The following is a 23,983-nucleotide window of genomic DNA, read 5'->3' on the forward strand; positions in this document are numbered from 1 at the left end:
ATTTCAATAATATCTACAACTATAAATACTAGGATAACCTAGTACTTATATTTTATATATCACTTACTACACAAGGATTCATAGTTTTAAATCCATCATTAACTATGCAAGTTACTGCTCTTTTTCTCGTGACAGCCTTATCTACATCTTTTTCTTTTCTAATTTTTTTTATCACAAGTCCACCATCTGATTTCAAATTATCGCTAGTTGATAAATAAATATTATTTTCTATAAAAGGTAAATCTTTTTTAGATTTTTCTTTTTTCACTGGAGTGCTTGGTTGAAGTTCTGTCCACGGAATTTCTTTTTTCGCGTGTTGCAATGCAAGCTGTGCTAATTTTGGCGTATATATATCTTGCTTAACATCTCCTATTATTTCAAAACCTCCTTTTGAGATAGTATATTCTATTTTATTTTTTATAGGGCTAATATCCAATTGAGAAACAATATCTTTTTGTTGCTGATTTAATTTGCTAATATTTTCTGCCAAAATATTGATTTTTTTGAAATCAATATTTTCACTACTAGCTAAAGCATTATATTCTCTTTCATTTTCTTGAATTTTTGTTTTTATTTCTTGTAGTTGATTTGTTAGTATTATAGATTTATCAAGAAAATCTTTCAAATCTTTCTTTAATAAAGCGAATATAAAATCTTTTTTAGAAATCACATTAGCAGTATTATCTAACAATTTTTCAAAAGTTTCATTTTGATAAATTTTTTCTTTATTAGCACCCTTTAAACCATTTTCTTGATAAGCATCTATAAATTCCAAACTCTGAACTATCTTCAAAGCTTCTTCTTTATTGTTTTCATTATCTTTTAAAAAATACTTAGACACGAAATCAATTTTCTCATCTTCACTCATCTGTTTATAATCTTTTTCTTTAAGCATATCATCTAGCGAGCTAATATAAAATCTATAATATTGACTTGCAATATCATTAATAGCATAATTTTCAATACTACTTTGAAAAGAATCATCTTTGAAAAGCATAGCTTCTTTGTTTAAAATAGCATTTAAATCTAATTCTAAAGCTTCTTTAAGTTCATCTTTTTTCTCATTTAAAGCAAAAGTAAGATAATTATGATTGTCTTTTAAAAATTGCTTATTAGAGTATTCTAACAATTTTTGTTTATATTCTTTATAAGCTTGCGTTTGATCGCTGTATTCTCTCACACTAAATTTTATATGCGGAGAATGCTTTCCTTGTAAAAAATTTTTAGGCGCCCACATAAAAATATTTTCATGGGTTTTTTGATTTTTATCATTTGCTCCAATATCAAAATACCCAGTTACTGCAATTTTTTCTAATTGAAATGCTGTGATTTTTGATTGAGGTGTATAAAAAATATAAATATTATAAAAATCATCAAAAGGATTATACATACCTACAAAGCCAGTTGCTATTGTTGCTCCATCTTTATTATGTCCTGTTCCTTCAGCAATAATTTCTCCAATATTATTTAAAATAATATTGTGAAAGTAATTCGACCCAGATATTGCCGTAAAACCAGAAGAATAGCTAAGTTCAGCTTTGTCTTTGGATATACTTTGAATTGTTTTTATATTATTTAAAGTTATACCGGCAAAATAATTTCCACTAGCACTTGCAGCAAATCCACTAGCAAAAGAATCATCCTGCTCAAAATCATGAGAGCTTTTTAAATAATGATCATATGTTCCTTTGTTATAAGATTGAATCAATCCTATATCATTTAAAGAAATATCTGTAAAGCTATTATAAGTTGGAGTGTTATTTTCTTTATATACATTTATAATCTCTCCGACAAATCCTCCTGATTTAGCACTTGCTTTATCCGTTACCGCACCTATATAACCAATATGATTTAAAAAAATATTATTAAAATCATATCTAGAATTTTGACTCAATGGAGAGGAATAAACAGCTCCACTAAATCCGCCTACTCTTGAAGTTTGTATTCCTTCTGCCTGAATACCGTTTATATTTAAAATTGTAATATTTTTAAATTTACTACTTTGTATTGATGGTAATTCATATTTTTTGCCCTTTTTTATCATAGGTAGAGAATCAATATTAGCTACATCAACAATATCCCCAACAAAACCTCCAACATAAGCATAATCTTTACCATTGCCTATAATTTCATTGATATTTTTTAAAACAATGTCTTCAACTTTAGCATCTTGCTCTATAAGTCCGACAACACCACCTGTATAAAGAATAGAATTTGTCGTATTTGCTTTAACATTACCATTCATATAATCTACATTGAAATTCTTTATATTAGCCCCATTACTTAAATTTCCAAAAATACCAACATAATTTTTATTGTTAGCCTCTATATTAATATTTTTTAAGGTAAATCCTTGGCCATCAAATGTTTTAGTAAAAGGATTTTTATTATCACCAATCATCATAGAAGTACAACCAAGACCATCTATACAATAATTAGCATAGTTTTGCCAATCTTTTCCTTCTTCGCCTTTGCCTTGATTGCCTTTAAAATTTATATTATTGGTAAGTCTATATTCGATATTTTTGCTAAAATCACTTTTATTTTCATTCCATCCTTTAGCAAAATGCCACCAATCCACATCAGAACTTATACCTATAAATTTATTATTTAAAAATTTTTCATTATTATGCTTTACTTCTATTTTGTTTCCAGTTTCATCTAAAGCATTATCATAATCTTGTTGTTTGTAATTAAAACTTTTAAAAGAAGATGGATTATAATAATATCCCGTAGCACCTAAATATAAAGAACCTTCATCTTTAGCAGTTATATGCAACTTATCTGTATTATTTAAGGTAGCAATATCAGCATGAGTTTCATTTCCAACTAAATATATATTTGTTTTTTTATCTTTATCTAAAGCTGCAATTTGATTAAAAGTTTTACTTTTAATATCAAAAGTTCCATATAATAAAACCTTATTCCCTATAAGCAATACATTATTAGCATTAATATTACCCATATTAACTACATTGCCTGCTTTTTGTGGTTTAAACACCGGTGAAAAAGTTAATCCATTATCAAATTTTTGCATCTTTGCAAACTTTTGTATATCCTCATCACCCATTGACGAAGTCGAAGCCACAAAGCGATTAGCATTGATAGTTCCTGTTTTAGTAATGATTACTCCATTAGGATTGATTAAAAAGACATTATTACCTTTTGCATTTAATACACCCTCTATGGTAGATTTACTTGTCCCATGAGCAATGTTTAGGTAGTTTTTATTGCTTCCATTAAAATTTACACTTTCACCTTTGCCTATGCTAAAGCCACCACCCCATTGTATGACTGAATTTGTTCCATGTCCATTAATATTTAAGGTATTGTCATTTGGTTTGTTTATAGTTCCACTAGTCCCATGAGTAAATTTACCTCCACTAGGTAAAGCCATTAGTGGAGAAAATAGCATTGATACAGTTATGCCTGAGAGTATGATGTGATTTGATAGTTTTTTCATGTTGGCTCCTTTTTGTGTATTATTTTTTTAATTTAAATTTACTACTATGCTTTTTGCATCTTTACTTACACTTAGAGTATATTTAGCTTTTTGAACTTTTGCTTTGATGTTTTTATGTAAGCTTTGATTGTTTTTAGTGATAGTTTCTAATAAGCTTTGTAAGTCTTTTTGATTTAAGTGTTTATTATTTGCATCTACAAAGCCTTTTTCACTTTGCATTAAAATAAAGCTTTTATTTTTTACATTATTGTTAGTATATACATTAATAGAACTATCTTTAGAAAGATTAATCACTTCTTTAGCATTTAAATAAGCTTTAGTATCATCTTTTAAGATAAAGCTATAATGATCAAAGTTATTAATAGTATTTGCTTTTATATTTGTATTTAATATTAAATGATTGTTAGTGCCATTTTTATGTGTTAGAACTTTTGATACAAAGTTATTATCTTTTTTAGTTTGTAAAAAGCTTCCTGCTAATACATCTATATTGGTATTGTTAAAAATATTAGTATTACCACTTAAGTATAAAGTATTATTATAGCTTTTATCATTTTCACTATATACACCAGAAGCACTTATAAATATAGCTTTGTTGTTTTTATACTCATCTATATTTAAATTATTTATATGAGTATAATTATCATGAGTATTCTTAGCTATACCTGCACTAATTATTATTTCCCCTTCTCTTTTATCAGAAGCTGTACCTAGGGCTAGATTATCAAAGATAAAAGTATTATTAGCGCTTTCATTTTTTGCATTAATAATATATACATTAGAACTAGCTGCACTTGAATAATCTTTAATATTTAAAGTATTATCATTAGCATTTTCATTAGCTCTTAAAATGATTTTAGAACCTTTATCTATATTAGAAGCATTAGATAAAGATTGCACCATATTATATTTTATAGTGTTTTTTTCTAAATTATCAGCTTCTATAATAGCAGTGAGGTTTCTACCTGATTTTACATTATTTAAAACTATACTATTAGCATTAGCACTACTTGCATAATATTTACCATCTTCAGACATAACTGCATATAAAAACATAGGAATATCAGAATTAGAATTACTGATATTAATACTATTATTATTTGCTTTAGAGCTTAGAGTTTGTGCAGCAATAATATTAATCTTATCATATCTTTTTTTATCTGTTACTCCTTGAGTAATACTTCCTTCTATATTTATACTATTTCTATTAGCTCCTTTAGTAGCTACCCCACCATAAAGATTGATTTCATCTTTACCGGTAAAATTAAAATTGATTTCAAATGGCTTTTTCAAATTCATATAAATAACATTATCATTAGCCATACCATTATTAGTTATACCTGCATAAAAGTCTAAGAGTGCTTTTACTTCTATATTGGTATTTAATGCTAATAAGGTTTGTAAATCCTTAATAATAATAACATTTCTATATGCATTACCTTCTATAATCCTACCCCCATAAACTGCTCCTACTAAAATAGCATTGTATGCTAATGGAGTATTTTTAGTATCCACTCTTAAATCTAGTTTCAAATCATTAATAATTACACTATTATTGCTTACTTCATAGCTTTGATTGTTATTTACATCTACAAAAGCTCCACCTAAGTGAGTAGCAGCTGATGTTGAATAAGCTCCACTTGGACCATGGACTAATAAAGAAGCTCCATCTATAATAACCTTGTTATTTTTAGCATTGCCATTATAAGTATAAGCTCCTACCACATGAGTCATTCTCTCATCAAAAATATTATCCCCTAAAGTGCTTTGTTTATAAGGAGTAGTATGAAAGTCTATCTTAGAGCCGCTATTTAAAATAACAGTATTGTTATTAGTATTAGCATCAACCCCAAAAGCACCTAAGATATAAGGAGCACCATTTAAAGGTAAGGTATAGGTGTTTTCAACACCCATATCCACATAGGCATCTTTTAAGAAATTTAAAGTATTATTACTTGCTTCACCTTTTCTTGCTATGGCTGGAGTGATTAAAAAATTATATTTATTATCTAAGCCACTAGCTTTAGGATTAATTACCTCTTTATCGGTAGGTTTTAAATAATATACTGAAGATAATTCCCCTGCTTTTAATACTAAGGTATTATTATTTGCTTTTGCATTAAAGGTATAGGCTGAAACTAAAAAAGGTATATAGCTGATTTGATTTAAAGCGGTATTAACCGAACTAAAACTATGAAAACCATTAACTACAAAAATATCTTCTTTAATACTTGGAGTAAGTATATGCTGTCTAAAGGCTAATTTATTTAAATTCAAATGAGCCTTATCTTTAGGATTATCATAGATTAAAGTAATATTTGAAAGGTTTTTATTGCTAGCCATTTGACCATAGAAGTTTTTACCACTTAAGAGTTTATATGTATCAAGATTATAATCATAAACATCATTATTATTAAATTTGTGCTGTTTAATAATATAAGCATTAGAAGTTTTATCATAATTTGCCTGGGTGGCAGCTTCTAAAGAGTTTAAGGAAAATATAGTGAGTAAGAAAAATTTTAATATCATGCAATATTTTCTCAAAATATGACTGAACAATATCCCCCCCCCTAAGGTTTAAATTAAAAAATAATCTTTTCATGGTATTTAAAATACCTCCTAGAAATTTTATATTTTCATAAAAAAGTTATACTACTGCTATGCATATAAATTTAAGCTTAAATTAAGAATAAGATATAAAATATCTCATTTTGAAAAAAATTATCAAAATGCTTGCTTATAGGCTTTTAGGTTAATTATTTTAATTGGGTATTTTTGTAACATACCAAACAATCAACATACAGCCTATCAATAGCATTAACAATATATTTGCATTTTAGAGTACATAAAAAATCACTTAAAAAAATAATTGCAAATTTTATTTTTTAATTAAAAATAAACTTAAAAAAGTTAGCAGTAGTTATTGTAAAAATTTAATTTTATTTTCTAAAACACTTTTTGGAGTAAGTCCGATGAATTTTTCATTTATCTTGCCTTTTTCATCATAAAAAACTATCACAGGCACACCATAAATTCCACCCACAGCTTTAGACAAAAATGAACTTGCTTTAGCTTCATACATAAGTGGTAAATTTAACTTTTTTTCCAAAAGAATTTTTTGGGCTTCTTCTTTTGATTTAGCTCCATTTAACACCGCTAAAATAGGAAAATTTCTTTCTTTATAAAGTTCATTTAACATCGGAATTTGTGCATTACACGCACCACAATCTTGCGTGAAAAAAAATAAAGCATAAGCTTGATTTGCATTTTGTGTTTTTAAGGTTTTTTCAAAACCATCGTATTTAAAAGTATAGTTTTGACTTGAATTTAAGGTTTGAAATTCATTATTTGAGCATGCACTAAAGAAAAAAATACTTATTAAAGCCAAGAAGCAATAGAAGCTTTTAGTTGTGACCATGGTTTTTCTCCTATGATTTTATCTTGCACAACTCCATCTTTAATGACAAAAGTTGTTGGTACTGCAAAAATGTTAAATCTTTGCCATGATATATCTAAATCATCTTGCAAAAATATAATATTTTTATAATCATATTTTGTAGCAAATTCTTCAAAATCTTTCCCCTTATCCACAGAATCAAGTGCTAAAATAGTGATTTTTTTAGGGTATTCGTTAGCTAGTTTTTCCAAGAGTGGTAAGTCTTTTAAACAAGATGCACAACCTTGCTCTACAAAGGTTAAAACAATGAGATTATCAAAATCAGCTAGTTTAATTTTCTCACCTTCTAAATTTTTAGCTGCGATTTCTGGTGCTTTTAAGCCTACTTTGCCGCCATTTTTATTGTTGTTTTCAAAACATGCACTTAAAAAAACTAAACATAAACAAGCTAAAATTATACTTTTAATTTTCACTTTTCATCACTCCATGGCTTAAAATGATAGTTCTATCAGCAAAAGTAGCTAAGTCTGGATTGTGAGTGATTAAAACTATGGTTTTACCATCTTGTTTTAATTTACAAAAAAGCTCTAGAATATTTTTTTCATTTGCCTCATCTAAATTTCCAGTTGGCTCATCTGCTAATAAAATTTCAGGATCATTCACTAAAGCTCTTGCTATACATAGCCTTTGTTGCTCCCCGCCACTTAATTGGCTAGGTAAATGCGTAAGTCTGTGTGAAAGCCCTACTTTTTCTAGTGCCATTATAGCGTCTTTTTGTTCTATACTTGAGTGATAAAACTGAGCTAGCATGACATTTTCTAAAGCATTTAAATAAGGTATTAAATGAAATTGTTGAAAAATCAAACCTATTTTTTCTCTTCTAATTACGCTTTTTTCTTCTTCACTTAAATTTCCAACTTCTTTATCATCTAAAAAATACTCCCCACTACTTTGAGTATCCATTAAAGAAAGTATATTTAAAAGTGTTGATTTACCTGAACCTGATGGGCCCATAATGGCTAGCCATTCGCCTTGCTTTACTTCTAGGTTGATATTTTGCAAAGCTTTAACTTCATTAAAATTACGATTTAAATTTGAAATTTTTATAATATTTTTCATCACTCACCCTTTAAATTTTCACAAACATTGATTTTTAAAGCTTTTTTTAGCGGTAAGATACTTGCAAAAAATGCAAATACTAAAGAAACAAGCACCGCAAAAAACACTGAAAGCAATCTAAAATCTATACTTGCATTAAAAATCAAATATCCAAAAATATTTGCTAAAAAATATCCACAAAAAGCGCCGAGCAAACTCGCACTCAAGCTTAAAATAAACACTTCAGCTCCAAAAAGTTTAATAACTTCTTTATGCTTAGCTCCTAGTGCAAGGTGCAAGGCTATTTCTTTTTTTCTTGAAAAAATCACTGCACTAAGAGTGGTATTTACACTCAAAGAACTAATGAGCAAAATAGTTAAACTAATCAAAGCCATCAAAGCCTTGATCTTTTCTAAAATCACACCTTCACTAATGGATACTGAAGCTATGACTTTGGCTTCTACATTAGCCTTGCTAAGTTCTTTTGCTTTTTGATCTAAGCTTTCATAATCACCTAGTAAAATAGCTTGAGCATAATTTATCACTTCTTTAGCTGCTAACTCTTGAGCTTTTTTTAAAGAGATGATTAAAACCCCATCTTGCTCATCATTGCTTCTTAAAATAGCTTTGATTTTTACTTTGACTATTTTAGATATACTTGGGTTATAAATTTGCAATTCTTGTCCTATTTTAAGCTCTAATTGTTTAGCTAAATCAGCCCCCACAAAGGCACTATCTTCACTAAAATCACTCAAAGAAAAGCTTCCTTTTAAAACCTCCATAAAAGGCTTGGTAAGCTTTAAATTTGCAAAATCAACCCCAACAACTACCGCACTTGAACTTTCAAGATTATAAAAACCATATAAAAATGGGGTTAAAGCCTTTGCTTTCAAGTTTTCTTTGGCTTGATTAAATTCATCCATGCTTAAAAACTCATCATCTTTTGGCGTGATGATAAAATTAGCTCCATAAGCTTTTAATTCTTTGGACAATTTTGTGTCAATATCAAAATAAATATTAAAAAACGAAGCACTTACCATAGCACCCATAAACACAGCTATAAAAATAATACAAACTCTTTTATAAGAAAAAATAAGAGATTTAAAAACCTCTTGCATAAAAAAATTATTTCCCATATAAAACCTCTGAAGTAGAAAGTTTAGAAATTCCTTTGATAGAAAACAAGCATCCTAAAAATACTATAAGCACTGCAAAAAATAAACAAATTGGTAGGATAATCCAAGAAATTTCAATGATATGTTCAAATATACTCAAGGCGATAATCTCTGACATACCTATACCAAAAGCAAAACCCAAAACAGCCCCAACTAAAGCTACCACAACCCCTTCTAACGCAAAAATCATATAAATTTGCAAAGTGCTAGCACCTAAAGCTTTTAAAAGCCCTATTTCACTTTTTCTTCTAAAAATATCCGCACTCATTAAAGATGATATGGCTATGGAAGCTACGATTAAGCATATAATGCTAACTACTGCCATTAAAGATTGAATTTTAGATACTATCAAACTTTCTGCATCTGAAATAGCACTCACTACTTTTGTGCTTGCACCTTTAAAATCTTCTGCAATTTGATAGGCAATAGAACTTACATAAGCAGTGCAATACCACTGATCATACTCAAGCTGATCAAGACTATCTACATCGCGTCTTGCTTTTTGTGCTAAATCATTTTCAGGTATAGTCAAAGCTGAAACTTCTGCTTTTGAGAATAAACCTTCTTTTTTAGAAAGCTTTTGTGCCAAAAGCAAAGAAGTGATGATTTTATTTGAAAAAGCTTGAGTTAAATCCATAATACCAACAATTTTTACTTTAAAAATTTGATCATTTTGCACAAGGGTGATTTCATCATCTATTTTCAAATCATACTTTTGTGCTAAATCTATTCCTAGCATTATTTCATCTAAACTATCATCTTTTGGGTAATTTCCTTTGATTTGACTATATTTGTATAATTCTTTAATACCTGCATAAAAATCATCATCATCTTGAATCTTTATAGCCTTATCAAAATAAGTTCCCACTAAAGAGATATTTTCATAATTTGCATTTGGAGTTTGAATTTTTACCTGAGTATCTAAAAATGGCGCAAAGGCATTGATATTATTTCTCCAAAAAATTTCTTTTATAGCATGGAGCTTGTTTTCTTCTAAAAAATTTTGATTTTTCAAAGGCTCATAAATTTTATTACCCACTTCTACACTCAAACTTGCACCTTTAGGTAAAACTAAAATGTTTGATCCATAACTTCTTAATTCTTTTGTAATTTCATTACCTATACCCAAAGTAAGATTTAACATAGTAGCCATAAGTAAAGTAGCTAAAAAAATCGTTAGTAAGGCTAGAGATTTTTGGATTTTATTTTGAAAAATAGAGTTTTTTACAATCTTAACTTGCATAGTCATTTCCTAATAAATTATGAATTCTATATTTTGAAGATTTATTCATATCAATGTATTTTAAAGGATCGTTTTTAAACTCTTCATAATTTTTTTCATTAGCAAAAAAATATGTTCTTCCTTTATAAACATAAGATCTTGGTGCTTTTAAGTTAATAAGCTCGGTATGATCAATAGGATCATAAACTTTCTTTTCTACTACTTGAGTGAAAAAATTTACCCCATCTAAAATTTCTGAAAAAGGTATGATAACTTTACCATTTTCAAATTTATATTTCATAGGGATAGGATTACACCCACCTGCCTTACCTACACTTGGTAAGAAAATTCTAACATTACATGAAATACAAATTAACTCTCCACCTTTTTTAACATACCCCATATCTCCACATATACTACAAGCATCAAAAACTGCTACCGGAGAGTCTTTATCTTCTCTTTTGTTAATCAAGAAAAATCTTACCACTTTACCCTCATCGCTAATATAAGCAAAGCGATGTAAGTTATTATCTCTTAATCTTGCCACATCAAAAACAAATTCATTATTTTCATTTGGCTCTACATAGGTTGGCTCGTCTATGGTGATTGGTCTTGAAGCATGCAAGTCATAAAAGAGAAAAATACAAAGACTTAAAATCATAGCACTAAAAATACTTGCACTAAAATTAGTTATAGTTGAATTTTTTGCTTGATTTTTTCTAAATTCTATATCAAAATCTTTTTTCTTGCTGTTTTCACTCACTCTTTGCTTTAAAGCTAAAACTATACAAATTCCTAGCAATAAAAACCATATATATGTATAGAATTTAGCATAATATACACTTTTTGCCACATAGCTTAAATATAAACTTTCTGTTTCTATCACACCTTCTCTCATAAGGTGCAATAAAATTTGTGCTAAAGCTTCATTTAGATAAAAAATCACGATAATGAGTAAAAATAAATTTAAAAATTTAAATTTAAATTCCCTTAGCCATCTTGTAAAAAGATAAACCCCAAAACACATCACAAAAGCAAGCAAAATAAGCCCAAAAGAACTAATCGCTAAAGAATCTAAAAAATTAGTGCTTAATATAGGAAAGTCGATAGAAATATGTAAGTATTTTATACCAAAAGCAAAAGATAATAAAAAAAGCAATATTGCTTGAATTTTTTCTTTTAAAAAATTATTTTTTATAAAAGAAAAAATGATAACACTTAAAAACAATAAAACAAATAAAACATCATTAGAAAAATACAACAAATCATAACTTAGTGTTTTAGCGCTAATAAAAAAAGCAAAATAAGAAAAAACAAAACCCACAAAAGCAAGTTTAAACACTAAAGAATTTTTTAGATTATAAAAAAATAAAGCACTTAAAAGTGCGTAAGAAAAAAATACTCCAAAAAAATGTACAAAATAAATCGACATGGGCTCTTCTTTGATAGAATTTATTTATAAAATCAATAATTTTATAAATAAACCCTAGCAAAAAGCTAGGGAAAAAATCACTTAGGTTTTCCTGTGTATTTAAAGTTGTATTTAACTGAAAATGGCTCAAACCATTTACCAACACCCGTTTCTTTATCAACATGGCGTCCAAAACCTTGTTTTTCTGGGCTTTCTATTAAAAATACTAACTCGTAATTTCCAATACCTGTATCCATTTTTAAATTTGCACCATAGTGAGGGCCATCATCTGCTACCATAGGCATAAGAGTTCCTGTTTTTACTTTACCATTGTCAAGATTAGTTAGCTTATAAGCTATAGTTAAATAAGGAATCCAAAAACCTTCTGGAAAGCCGTTTTTATTACCCTTTAATGCATGAATATCTGCTTCAAGGTGAATATCTGCTAAACTTGCTGCAAGATCAATCCCTCTTGGCTCCATTTCGATTGGCTGCAAATAAACAGCTGCTATTTCCATACCATTTAACTCATAAGGATCGCCAATTGGTACCTCTGCTGCAAAAACTGAACTAGCTAAAATACTAGCTGCTGCACCTAAACTTAATAAAGTTTTTTTCATATTTTTTCCCTTTTATTTGAAATTTGCTTTGTTATAAAAATACCCATAATGAGTAAGATTAAAACCATAAACTGAGGTATGATGCTCTCATAGTAAGGATAAATTCCAAGCCATAAAATTCCTTCAAAATCAAAAGGAAGTAAGCTTGGTGTAATAACCTTGGCTTCTATGAGCTCACCAATGCCTTTGCCTGTAAAGACAAAGACCATATAAAAAATAATGTATGAAGTTATATAGAAAAATTGTTTTACTGGTATTTTTAAAGCACCAGCTTTTAATAAATAATAAAGTATTATAAGTATAATTAATCCACTAGCTAATCCTATAAATATAAAACTATAATCTGTGCTTGTTTTTGCATCAAATAATAAAGCTTGATAAAAAAGAATAGTTTCAGCACCTTCTCTGTATACAGCTAAAAACACACTAAACCATAAAGTTTTTGCTGAATTATTTGAGATAGCTTCAACTGCTTGAGTTTTTACATAATTTGCCCATTTTTTATTTTGCGCATTTGATAAAAGCCAAAAACCGACATAAAATAGTAATGCAACAGCCACAAGCATAGTAATGCCCTCTAAAAATTCTCTACTTTGCCCTGCTTGTTCTTTAAAAATCCATGAAATAAAAAATGCAGTTACAAAACTTAAAAATACTCCACTCCAAAGTGCTGAATATACTATACTTAAACGCTTTTTATTGCCACTTTGAACTAAATATGAAACTATGGCTACAACAATAATTAAAGCCTCTAAACCTTCTCTTAAGATAATACCCAAAGCCCATATAAATAAAGACATAGGTGAAGATTCTTGAATTTTATCCAAAGAATTTTCAATTAATGCACCAAGCTCATCAAAATTCTGTTTTAATTCTTCTTTAGAAGCACTTGCTTTAATAAGTGCAACACCTTTTGAAAAATAACTTTCTATTTTTAATTTTAAAGCACTATCAATAGCACCAATTTTACTTTCCATACCACTTGCTTCAAAAATATCCAAATAAACATTTTGTAAAGCATCTATGCTATTTAAATTAAAACCATCATAATTTTGTAAAATATTATTAAGTGCAATTTTTATATCATCATATACTTTAGTATAGTTTTTAGTACTCATAACACTTTCATCAAAGCCTTTAACCTGAAGTAAAGCTAATTCTTCTTTGGGTAAAGCTAGGAATGCTTCATATAATAAATCTGATATGTCTGAAATTTCATCTCTTATAGCTTTTTCATCCAAAGTGTTATTGTTGATTTTTCTTATTATAGTTCTAAGTTTTGTTTGAATTTTTTTATCCATACCCGCTTTTGTGTATCTTGCTACTAAAACTTCTACCTTTGAATTTCTATAATCTTCGAATAATGCTGATTGGATTAAATCTTTAGCTTTTTGGTAATCTTTATTTACAAAAGCCAATGCTGCTTGATCAAGTTTTGAAATCATTGAATCCATTAAAAATTGCAATCTTGCATCCATAGCTGAAGCTTCTTGTAAGGCTAATAATGTTTCATCTTTTTGGATATTTTGCTCTTGAGTAGTTGAATTTTGAGTCAAATTTGATGATGCTTGTCCTTTAATATCCTCTCCAAGTAAAGATGCAAACATAGCTTCAGCTTGCGCTTGACGCTCTTTTTCTGCTTTTAAAGATGAGCTTTCAGCTGCTTTTTTATCATAATTTATATCACTAGCTTCGGCTTTTAATTGAAATCCTTTTTCTAATATAGGAACGACCTCATCTAAATCAAAATACAAGCTACTAATTAAAGCTTCTATCTTAGAAATATCTTCTTTATCTTTATACATTTTTCTTAAATTAATAAATTTACGCTCCATCACAATGACTTTTCTACCGACATTGCGACCAATAGAGCCTTCCATGGTTTCAAAATGCTGAAAATATGCATCTTCAGCTTTTTTCTTAGCTTCTAAATTTTTATTATCTTTATATAACACCATACTTTCATTCAAAATTTGCTTAATATTTTGACTTTCTTTTTGATAATCAATATCTCTAGCAAGTGTTAAAGAACAAAATAAAAAAATCATTAATAAACTTATTTTTTTAAACACTATTTTACTCCGAAATGATATTCATTTTTAAAATCATAGTCACAAGTATAGTACTAGCTTTCTTAAATTTAGATAAACATTATCATTATTTATTTCATAATAAATCATACAAAAATACTACAAAATGCTACTTTTATCTACAAAATAAGATAAAAAATTATTATTTTTAGCTTTTATATTTATTTTTTATTTATTTTAACAATAAAAATAAGTTTTTATTTGCTAATATGTATCGTTTTTTAAAATTACAAGGAGTTTTTTATGCTAGTTATTACTCATGAAAAACCAAGCAAACTCAAAAAAATGTTAAAAAATTTAGGTTTTTGGGTGATTATAGGAATTATAGCTGGCATTTGCCTTGGCTTATTAGATAAGGAATTTGCATTAGCTAGTAAAATCGGTGTAGATTATTTTATACAAGCTTTAAAAATTCTCATAGGTCCTATTATATTTTTAACTATTGTTTTAGGTGTTATTAGTCTTGAAAGCTTAAAACAAGTTGGAAGCATAGGAGCTAAAGCTTTGCTTTATTTTGAAATAGTAAGCACTTTTGCTTTAGCTATTGGCATTTTTATGGCAAACATTATGGGACCTGGTAAAGGAATGAACCTTGATCCAAGCACTCTAGATCAAGAAAGTGTGACTCAATTTGTTAATAAAAATATAGAAATAAGTGCGCAAAATGAAATTTTGCATATTTTAAAAGACGCTATACCTACTGATATCATAGCTGCTTTTAGCGAGGGAAAAACTTTGCAAATCTTAGTTATAGCCCTAGCTTGTGCTTTTATTATTTCACTTATGAGAATTGATGAGAGAAAAGCTATACAAAAAACCTTAGAAATTATGCAAAGTTTTGTTTTTAAAATCTTAGAAATCATTATGTATTTTTCTCCCATCGCCGCTTTTTCTGCGATGGCTTTTTTAGTGGCAAAATATGGACTTGATTCTTTATTAAATTTGGGTTATTTGCTTATTGTTATGTTGCTTGCTTCTTTGCTTTTTATCTTTGGAGTTTTAGGGCTTATTTGTTTTATTGCCAAAGTCAATATTTTTAAATTTATGCGTTTTATCTCAAGAGAAGTTTTAATAGTTTTTGCCACGAGTTCTAGCGAATCAGCATTAGCTCCGCTTATGAGAAAACTTGAAAAAGCAGGAATTTCAAAAGCCACTGTGGGCTTGGTATTACCAACTGGATATAGTTTTAATCTTGATTGTACTAATATTTATTTAGCTATGAGTTTAATTTTCCTTGCTCAAGCTTTTAATGTAGAACTTTCTTTAACTCATGAAATTAGCATTTTAATAGTGCTTATGATAGCCTCAAAAGGTGCTGTTGGTGTGACTGGATCAGGTTTTATTATACTAGGAAGTACACTTGCGGCTTTATCTAATATGCACATTGCAGAAGCTAACAATGGCTTAGGAGCAAGTTTGGGCGAGGTTTTACCTGTGGCTGCCATTTCTATACTTTTGGGCGTGGATAAATTTATGTCTGAAATTCGTGCTGTGGGAAATTTATGTGGTAATAGCGTAGCAGCTTTAATCGTAGCTATTTGGGATAAACAAATAGACTGGGAAAAGTTTCGCTACGCTCTAGATAATCCTAAAGAATTTACTAATGCGGGTTTTGATTAAAAAACCTCTTTTTGAATTTTTTCTACATATTTTTCTCTTAGTTTTTGGGTATAAAAACCCACCTTACCATCATTAATTACCTTACTATCTGCTTTTATAACACCTAAAATCAAAAAAGTAGCCGCAGAAATAAACACCTCATCAGCCTCATACACTTCTTTCATACTAAAAGCTCTTTGATCTACTTTAAGATCAAGTTCTTTTGCAAATTTTAAGATATTTTTACGGCGAATTCCTGGTAAGATTTCATTAGAAAATGGCTTAGTGATTAAAGTTTTATCTTTTATAATAAAAGCTGAACTACTAGAAGCTTCCGTTACTAAAGCATTTTCTACCATAAAAGCTTCAAAAACCTTAGCTTTAACAGCTTCTTCTTTTGCAAGACATTGAGCTAATAAAGAAATTGATTTTATATCCCTTCTTTTCCACCTTAAATCAGCTGTTGAAATAACACTCACCCCATTTTTAGCAAACTCATGCCCAATCACCTTGCATTCAAAAGCAAAGGCCATAATAGTAGGTTTTAACCCCTTTAAAAGAGCAAAATTTCTACTAGCAACCCCTCTAGTAATTTGCATATAAAGCCCGCCTTCTTTGAGAGAATTTTTAATGATTAATTGCTTTAAAATATTTTCAAATTCTTCTTTTGTATAAGGAATTTGTAGATCAATTTGGGCTAAACTACGCTCAAAACGCTCCCAAAATTCTTCCTTATCAGCTATTTTTGCATTTACCACAGGAACTACTTCATAAATTCCATCTCCAAAGATAAAACCTCTATCAAAAATACTCACTTTAGCTTCGCTAGCTTTTATAAATTCATCATTTAAAAATACTATTTCCATCTCTTGCATAAACTCTCCTTTTAATCAAATAAATCAATAATATCTTTTGGTAAATCAAGCTGATTAGAATAATAAAAATACTTAGCTAAAACTAAAATTCCTATATAAAATTCTATCTTTTCATCTAAAAATTGCTCTATATAAGCATGAGCATTTTGTATGATTTCTTTTGCTCTATGTGGATTAGCTAAATAATAATCAAGCAAAGCTTCTACATTTTCATAATCATCATCAATCAAAGCAAAATGCTCATTTGGAACTAACTTTCCTTCCATAAACCAAGTTTCATAACGCATTTTTGGGGCTAAAACTAAAGAATTTGTTTTCATCGCCCACTTTAAGTTGCTTGCTACATCATTACCTTCTAATGAAAGTAAAAATTTAAACTGGGTTTGATAGGCTCTGCTAATTTTAAAATTTAAATTTTTAATCCATTTTTCGGCTTGAATTTTTCTACCGCCAACATGAGCAATATCACAACAAGGATTATCAAAATATTTTTCAAAAAATTTAATACGATGAGGTTGATAAATTGCACCTCTAAAAAAGAGTAAGTCTTTTTTATCTTCAAATTGGTTTTTATCTCGTATAAAATCAAAATGTCTGTTTTTGTCTAATTTTAAAATGATATTATTAAAGCCATTTTCAACTGGTCTTGATTTAGCTATGCTTGGATATTTAAGATTATAACTAATATCTCCAAAACCTTCAATCCATAAAAAATCATCATTAAAATATTTACTAATTGCATAAGCATCATAAGCATAGGAAGTTTTTTTAAAGGGAAATTTTCCTATTTTTTCATAATTTTGAAAATTTTTTATATCAAAAAAATCATTTTGCAAATTGTAATAATTTAAGCGAGTAATAATATTATCTATATTTTTTGATTTTAAAAGCTCTTTGAAAATATTTTGTAATTGATTTTGATAAATTTTTCTAGGTATAAAACTTTTAGCTATGCCTTTTACATTCATCATAAATCTAGAATCTGCCATCTTTTTCTTTCTTTATATGCAAAAATAATGTAAATTTTAACACAAGATTTCATTTACAAGACTTAAAATTTATCTTATTTAAAAACAAAAATGCTAAAATCACAAAAATCACATACTTACTAGGTAAAACAATGAAAATACAAGAATTTATTTTAAACTTTATTTTTAAAGTTTCAAATCAACCTGTTAATTTAAAAGATTTATTAGAAGCAAATGCCTTGTTAAATGAGGGTATGATGATAGATCCTGCGAAATTAAATTTTAAATTTAAGGTATTTAATTCTTATCTTATATATACCCTTTTTTGTATAGCCATTTTAGTTCCTATGCTTATCATCAGCCATTATTTTTTAACAATTATTGATTTTCATATTAGTATCTTAAGTGCTATTTTTGTTACCGCTTGTGTTTTTGTTGGCTATGATATTTTTAAAATTTATACTAGAAAAGTAATAAGCAAAAGATTATTGAAAAAAGCTTGGACTTTACATTTTCCATATTTTGCTTATGAAAAATATTCAAAAATAGCAGAAAATATTTATAATCAAGCTATTAAAGAAGAAATTCCAAAAAATCAACTTGAACAATATGTTTTGGAGAAAATCATTCAAACACAAGATTAATCTAAAAAGTCTAAAACTTGATTTTGAAAATACAATGCTTCAAGCTGTCTTTGAAGCTCTTTGTTTTCTTCATCTAAAACTAATTCTTGCGATCTTAAATCTGCTATTTCTCTACTTACATAATAAATTTGATTTCTAATATAAATTTGTGGGAAAAATATCAATAAAGCAAATGCTATCATCAAACCTGCATATAATAAATTTTTAGGGGTTAAATTTTTATTTTCCTCACTTACTATGCTATCTAAAAGTTCGTATTTATCTTCTTGATTATATTCTTGGTTTTCTTCAAGCCTTACCTTTTCTTCTAAAATTTTTTGCTCTTGCTTAGCTAATTTTTCTTTTTCTTTTAATTCTTCTTGAGCTTTTTTTATTTTTTCTTGTTCGATTTTTTTTTGCTCTTTTAATTCTTGTTTGAGTTTGACTTTTTCTTTTCTTTTTTCTTTTAAATCTTGAAATTTTGAAGCAACAAAGACATTACTTTGAGTAAGAATTTTAGATATTTGAATAGAATCTTTTTTTTCTTGTTGTATTTTTTCTACTTTTTTTACTTCCTGCAAAGTTTTAGCATTTTTAGATGGCTTAAGATTTTTATCATTTTTTTTATCAAATTTTTCTTTTTGCTTTTTGAAAAAATTGAGTTGTAATTTAAAAGGCTTTTTTTCTTCTAATTTAACATTTATCAAATCTTCTTTTAAATAAATAGCGGATTGTTTTTTAGGTTTTTCTTTATATTCTTCATCAAAGTCTGTAAATTTGGGTCTTTTTTTACGCTGTATTCTATTTTTTAATATACGATCGCTTTCATTGAAATTGTGCTCATGCTCTTCATAAGGTCTACCTTCTTTAATAGCTCTAGAATATTTCAACATTTTTTCGCGTATATTTTGTTTTTCTTTTAAAAAATCATCTTCAATCATTATTTACCTAAAATAAAAAATTCTCATTTTTGCACAACTTGATCTACTATTATAGCTTATTTCTTCTTTGGAGGCACTTATAGCCTTTTTACTTAAAATTTTACCAAGACTATATCCTTTACCGCATTCGCATTTTATAGCTCTTTCATCACAAATGCAGTCTTTTTCCCATCTTTTAAAAGTATTTTTTACTATTCTATCCTCTAAAGAATGAAAGCTAATAATAGCTAATTTACAATCTTTTAATTTTGCTTTTTCTATATTTTCAAGTAAGGATTTTAACTCACCAAGTTCATTATTTACTTCTATACGCAAAGCTTGAAATACGAGCAAGGCTAAAGATACATTGCGTCCTTTTAACTTAGCATTTCCTATAATTTGACTTAATTCTTTTGCACTTGTAATCTCTTTTTGACTTCTTGCATTGATAATTTTTTGAGCAAGCATTGAAGCAACTGGCGCCAGATCTCCATAGTCTTTAAAAATTCGTTCTAAAGCTTCCTTGTTGTAAGAATTTACCACTTCTTTAGCACTTAAAGGATTATTTTGATCCATTCTCATATCTAAAAAATCAGAATTTAGTGAAAAACCCCTATCATTTTTATCAAGCTGCAAAGAAGATACACCAATATCAGCTAAAATTCCTCTTATGTTTTGCGTTGAAATTTGAGTTAAAATATCTTTAAAACCTATATGATTAAAACTTATTCTATCTTGAAAATTTTTTAAAAACTCTTTGGAAAAACTTAAAGCCTCTAAATCTTTATCGCAAGCAATTAATCTTAATTTTTCATGAGCTTGCAATAATGCTTTAGAATGCCCTCCATAACCCAAAGTACAATCTAAAAAATCTCCGCTATCAAAATCATCAAAAGTATTTAAAACTTCTTGTAATAAAACAGGAATATGTGGACTTTGCAAAATATACCTTTTAATATTTTTTAGTATAATACCTTAGCTAAGTTTAAAACAAGGTTTTTAATGAATAAAGAAAATATTATTTCCCAAATTCAAATTCTATCCTCATCAATGTTTAAAAAAAATTTTTTTGGAATTTGCCATGGTTCTGTTTCAGCAAAACTCTCCCAAGGCTCATTTATTATCAATAAAAGCAATGCTTTTTTGAATCAATTAGATGAAAAAAATTTAAGTATCTTAAAATTTGCAAAAGATTATAGCTGGGATGAAGCAAGCAGCGATAGTGAAATACATAAAAGCATATATGAAAATATACCTGAAGCTAAATTCGTATGTTTTGCTTATCCAGCTTATACCTTATCCATGAGTTTAAATCATGATTTCATAACACCTCAAGATTATTTTGGAGAAATTTTTTTAGAAGAAATTCGAGTTTACAATCCTAAAAGTTATGAGGATTGGGATGATAGATCGCAAACTGAAATTTATCGTTATATGTTAGAACAAAAACAAAATTTTGTCGTTGTGAAAGGATATGGAATATTTGCTTATGGAAGAACAAGCTATGAACTTGGAAAAATAATAGATTTAATCGAGAATTCTTGTAAAATTATCCATTTAGCAGAGACAAATTTATCATAAAATCATAAAATTAATTTTTTATTAATCACAAATTACCTATAATTTATGGTTTAATTTAATTAATTATGGATTGGGGTAAAAATGCTCACTTGGATGCAGCATCATAAAAAATATTTAGTTATTACTATTTGGATTAGTGTTATTGCTTTTGTTGGAGCAGGTTTTGTTGGCTGGGGAAGTTATGATTTTAACACCGATAGATCAAATTCTGTTGCAAAAGTAGGCGATGAAAAAATAAGCTATGATGAATTCAATCTAAAATATTCTCAATTATTTAACTACTACTTACAATTAAATAATGGTAACTATACACAAGAACAAGCACAAAAAGATGGCTTAGATACTCAAGCTATCAATGAACTTATACAAGAAAAACTTCTGCTTTCTTATGCTAAAACTTTAGGTTTAAATGTAAGCGAAGAAGAAATTGCTTATGATTTAGCGCATCAAAAAATCTTTCATAATGCTTCAGGTGTTTTTGATAAAGATTTATATTATAATTTACTTGCAAGAAACAACTATACGCCAAAAGCTTATGAAAAAATTATCCATGATGAATTATTGCTTAAAAAAATCAATGCTATTTTAAATTTACAAATCAAACAAAATGAGCTTGATATGTTTGGTGCAAGTTTTTTAATGCAAGATAATTTAAAAATTCAAATAATAAAACTTGATAATAAAAATATTCCTATTGATGAAAAAGAACTAAAACAAACTTGGAAAAAAAACAAAAACCTATATAAAACACAAAAAAGCTATGAGCTTGCAACTTATTTTTTAGATCCTAATACAATCACAGTTGTTGATAAAGAAATTCAAGCTTACTATGAAGAAAATAAAAATGACTATAAAGATTTTGCAGGAAAAATTCTAAGCTTAGAACAAAGCAAAGATAAAGTTATAAAAGATTTAAAACTTTCCAAGCTTAAACTTAAAGCTAATGAAAGCTATGTTGCTTTGAGAAAAAACGAGCTTAGTTTTGACAAAAACATCACAATAAGCGATGCTGATATTTATTACCCTTTAGAAAACATACAAAAAGCTAAAGAAAATGATTTTATCAAACCTTTTAAATTTGAAAATGGCTATATGATTGCAAAACTTATAAAAATAAATCCTATACAGACTATGACTTTTGAGCAAGCCAAAAATGAAGTGAGCAAACTTTACATCAGAGAAAAAACTAAAACTTTATTAGAAGAAAAAGCAAAGCTTGCCCTAGATAATTTCCAAGGCATAGATATAGGAACTTATAGTCGCGACTCAAGTAAAGGAGCAAAAGTAGGTGAAATGATAAATGATGCTGAATTTAGTGAGTTTTTAATGCATGTATTTGACTCAAATAAAGCTAAATCTTATGTTTTATTTGATGATAAAGCAATAGTTTATGAAATTACAAAGCAAACTCTAAAAAACAAAGATAAAGAAGAAATTTATAAATTTATCATAGAACAAAGTGCCAAACAAACTAAACAAGCTTTACTTAAGGAAGAATTATTAAAAAAACTTATAGAATTATATCCAATCCAACGCTATTATAAAGGAAATACAAATTGAATATTTTAGGAATTGATTTAGGCTCAATACAAACTTGTGCTATTTTGGCACAAAAAAGCGAAGAAGGACTTAAAATCATTGGTTTTGGAAAATCAAAATCAAATGGTATAAAAAAAGGAGCAATTACCAATATAGAGCTTGCTTCAAAATCTATAGAAGAGGCAGTAGCCGATGCACAAATGATGTCAGGTGTGCATTATGATAAAGTAATTGTATCTATTTCAGGTGCTTATGCAAAAAGTGTAGACAGTATAGGTGTAGTTAATATACCAAATCATGAAATAGGTATTAAAGAAATTCACAGAGCAGTAAGCACAGCAAAACATACCGCAAATATACCTAGTGGATATGAAATCATTCATGTATTGCCTTATAATTTTAAAGTAAATGATCTTGAGCATGTAGAAGATCCTTTGGGAATGAGTGGAAATCGTCTTGAAGTTTCTACACATATTGTAATCTCGCAAGAAGTGCATATTAAAAATCTAAAAAAAGCAGTTGAGCTTGCTGATCTTAGAGTAGATAATATCGTTCTTTCAGGATATGCTTCTTCTATCGCATGCTTTGATGATAGTGAAAAAGAATTAGGTGCTATTTTAATCGATATGGGTGGAGCAGTTTGCGATATGGTCATTCATGCGGGTAATTCTATACGATATAATGAATGCTTACAAATTGGTTCAGTAAATATCACTAATGATTTATCCATAGCTTTGCATACCCCACCAAAAGAAGCAGAAAAACTAAAATTAAATTATGCATCTTTAGCACAAAATGAAAACTCAATTATACAAATTCCATATATGGGTGATGAAAAAAGAAAAAATGAAGTTTCAGTAGAAGTTATATCTAATGTTATTTATGCAAGAATTGAAGAAACTATTATTATTTTAGCTAAAATGCTAAGTGATAATGCTTGTGCAAATCAAGCAGGAGCAGGCATAGTATTAACAGGTGGAATGACAAAATTTGCAGGACTTGACAAACTTGCTTCAGCTTATTTTGATAATAAAGCTGTTAGAATAGCGACCGCAAAAAAAGATACTATGGATGGCTTTAAAGAAATTTTTGAAGATGCAGAAAATAGCTGCGCTATAGGTCTTTGTTTATATGGTGGTGGACATTTTACTCCTTATGAATTAGATTCTAATGAAAAACTAAGATACAAAGGAGAGCCTGAATTTATCAACAAACAGATAAAACAAAATCTCACCATAGAAGAACATGAAGAAGAAAATAAAAATTTTGAAGAAATTTTTCAAGAACAGAGAGATTTTGAAGATGAAAAAACAGAATTAACAAAAGTTGAAACCAAAAAAGATAAAAAATCAAGTTTTATGCATAATTTTTGGAATAAATTAATAAACCAGTTCTAATAGGA

Annotated in this window: 19 protein-coding genes; 5 read left to right on the forward strand and 14 right to left on the reverse strand. The window is 28.0% G+C overall.

The genetic code is table 11. The annotated features are described in order from the left end of the window. Positions 1 to 52 precede the first annotated feature (52 nt). The 10 genes from L8W64_RS03780 to L8W64_RS03825 all read right to left on the reverse strand — a co-directional run bounded on the left by L8W64_RS03780 (position 53) and on the right by L8W64_RS03825 (position 14,434). Positions 53 to 3,463, reverse strand: a complete 3,411-nt coding sequence (locus L8W64_RS03780) for a filamentous hemagglutinin N-terminal domain-containing protein (protein WP_263672895.1) — start codon at positions 3,461 to 3,463, stop codon at positions 53 to 55. Between the two features lie 27 nt (positions 3,464 to 3,490). After that, entirely contained in the window at positions 3,491 to 5,992 is a 2,502-nt protein-coding gene (locus L8W64_RS03785) for a hypothetical protein (RefSeq protein ID WP_263672896.1), read from the reverse strand. A gap of 391 nt (positions 5,993 to 6,383) precedes the next feature. Beyond that, positions 6,384 to 6,881 carry a TlpA disulfide reductase family protein gene (locus tag L8W64_RS03790; RefSeq protein WP_318529423.1) on the reverse strand — a complete coding sequence of 166 codons (498 nt, stop codon included), beginning with the start codon at positions 6,879 to 6,881 and terminating at the stop codon, positions 6,384 to 6,386. Continuing rightward, on the reverse strand, positions 6,842 to 7,333 hold the full coding sequence (locus tag L8W64_RS03795) for a TlpA family protein disulfide reductase (RefSeq protein ID WP_220566705.1): 492 nt from the start codon (positions 7,331 to 7,333) through the stop codon (positions 6,842 to 6,844). The genes L8W64_RS03790 and L8W64_RS03795 overlap by 40 nt, the downstream gene beginning before the upstream one ends. Continuing rightward, entirely contained in the window at positions 7,323 to 7,979 is a 657-nt protein-coding gene (locus L8W64_RS03800) for an ABC transporter ATP-binding protein (protein WP_012661870.1), read from the reverse strand. Before L8W64_RS03800 ends, L8W64_RS03795 begins: the two co-directional genes overlap by 11 nt. Beyond that, on the reverse strand, positions 7,979 to 9,094 hold the full coding sequence (locus L8W64_RS03805) for an ABC transporter permease (protein WP_263661191.1): 1,116 nt from the start codon (positions 9,092 to 9,094) through the stop codon (positions 7,979 to 7,981). The genes L8W64_RS03800 and L8W64_RS03805 overlap by 1 nt, the downstream gene beginning before the upstream one ends. Beyond that, a complete protein-coding gene (locus L8W64_RS03810; RefSeq protein WP_263672898.1) occupies positions 9,084 to 10,376 on the reverse strand; it encodes an ABC transporter permease in 1,293 nt (430 codons plus the stop codon). The genes L8W64_RS03805 and L8W64_RS03810 overlap by 11 nt, the downstream gene beginning before the upstream one ends. Next, positions 10,366 to 11,787, reverse strand: a complete 1,422-nt coding sequence (locus L8W64_RS03815; protein ID WP_263672899.1) for a Fe-S-containing protein — start codon at positions 11,785 to 11,787, stop codon at positions 10,366 to 10,368. The genes L8W64_RS03810 and L8W64_RS03815 overlap by 11 nt, the downstream gene beginning before the upstream one ends. A 77-nt stretch (positions 11,788 to 11,864) precedes the next feature. Further along, positions 11,865 to 12,386 (reverse strand): ferrirhodotorulic acid transporter, periplasmic binding protein, encoded by a 522-nt coding sequence (locus tag L8W64_RS03820; protein WP_012661874.1) that lies wholly within the window; start codon positions 12,384 to 12,386, stop codon positions 11,865 to 11,867. After that, on the reverse strand, positions 12,383 to 14,434 hold the full coding sequence (locus L8W64_RS03825; protein ID WP_263672900.1) for an FTR1 family iron permease: 2,052 nt from the start codon (positions 14,432 to 14,434) through the stop codon (positions 12,383 to 12,385). Before L8W64_RS03825 ends, L8W64_RS03820 begins: the two co-directional genes overlap by 4 nt. Positions 14,435 to 14,719: 285 nt before the next feature. Here L8W64_RS03825 and L8W64_RS03830 point away from each other — a divergent pair, with 285 nt between their 5' ends. Continuing rightward, on the forward strand, positions 14,720 to 16,096 hold the full coding sequence (locus L8W64_RS03830) for a cation:dicarboxylate symporter family transporter (RefSeq protein WP_263672901.1): 1,377 nt from the start codon (positions 14,720 to 14,722) through the stop codon (positions 16,094 to 16,096). Here L8W64_RS03830 and L8W64_RS03835 read toward each other — a convergent pair. Further along, positions 16,093 to 16,950 (reverse strand): D-amino acid aminotransferase, encoded by an 858-nt coding sequence (locus L8W64_RS03835; RefSeq protein WP_263659666.1) that lies wholly within the window; start codon positions 16,948 to 16,950, stop codon positions 16,093 to 16,095. The two genes, L8W64_RS03830 and L8W64_RS03835, sit on opposite strands and share 4 nt — an antisense overlap. Before the next feature lie 11 nt (positions 16,951 to 16,961). Next, on the reverse strand, positions 16,962 to 17,939 hold the full coding sequence (locus L8W64_RS03840; protein ID WP_263672902.1) for a glycosyl transferase family 90: 978 nt from the start codon (positions 17,937 to 17,939) through the stop codon (positions 16,962 to 16,964). Positions 17,940 to 18,070: 131 nt separating this feature from the next. Between L8W64_RS03840 and L8W64_RS03845 the strand changes: the two genes are divergently transcribed. After that, positions 18,071 to 18,562: a hypothetical protein gene (locus L8W64_RS03845; protein WP_133319905.1), complete on the forward strand. Its 492-nt coding sequence runs from the start codon at positions 18,071 to 18,073 to the stop codon at positions 18,560 to 18,562. Here L8W64_RS03845 and L8W64_RS03850 read toward each other — a convergent pair. Both L8W64_RS03850 and rsmH read right to left on the reverse strand, forming a co-directional pair. After that, positions 18,559 to 19,482, reverse strand: coding sequence for a hypothetical protein (locus L8W64_RS03850; protein ID WP_263672903.1), 924 nt, complete (start codon positions 19,480 to 19,482; stop codon positions 18,559 to 18,561). The genes L8W64_RS03845 and L8W64_RS03850 overlap by 4 nt on opposite strands. A gap of 3 nt (positions 19,483 to 19,485) precedes the next feature. Beyond that, complete coding sequence (gene rsmH, locus L8W64_RS03855) at positions 19,486 to 20,403, reverse strand: 16S rRNA (cytosine(1402)-N(4))-methyltransferase RsmH (RefSeq protein WP_258107982.1); 918 nt, start codon at positions 20,401 to 20,403, stop codon at positions 19,486 to 19,488. Between the two features lie 60 nt (positions 20,404 to 20,463). Between rsmH and L8W64_RS03860 the strand changes: the two genes are divergently transcribed. From L8W64_RS03860 to ftsA, 3 genes are all read left to right on the forward strand, one after another. After that, positions 20,464 to 21,042: a class II aldolase and adducin N-terminal domain-containing protein gene (locus tag L8W64_RS03860; RefSeq protein WP_263659740.1), complete on the forward strand. Its 579-nt coding sequence runs from the start codon at positions 20,464 to 20,466 to the stop codon at positions 21,040 to 21,042. Between the two features lie 81 nt (positions 21,043 to 21,123). Beyond that, a complete protein-coding gene (locus tag L8W64_RS03865; protein ID WP_263672904.1) occupies positions 21,124 to 22,602 on the forward strand; it encodes a peptidylprolyl isomerase in 1,479 nt (492 codons plus the stop codon). Further along, positions 22,599 to 23,978: a cell division protein FtsA gene (gene ftsA / locus L8W64_RS03870; RefSeq protein ID WP_220566695.1), complete on the forward strand. Its 1,380-nt coding sequence runs from the start codon at positions 22,599 to 22,601 to the stop codon at positions 23,976 to 23,978. Before L8W64_RS03865 ends, ftsA begins: the two co-directional genes overlap by 4 nt. Positions 23,979 to 23,983 lie beyond the last annotated feature (5 nt).

This window comes from Campylobacter sp. IFREMER_LSEM_CL1097 (genome assembly GCF_025772225.1).
In the GTDB taxonomy this organism is placed as follows: Bacteria; Campylobacterota; Campylobacteria; order Campylobacterales; family Campylobacteraceae; genus Campylobacter_D; species Campylobacter_D lari_D.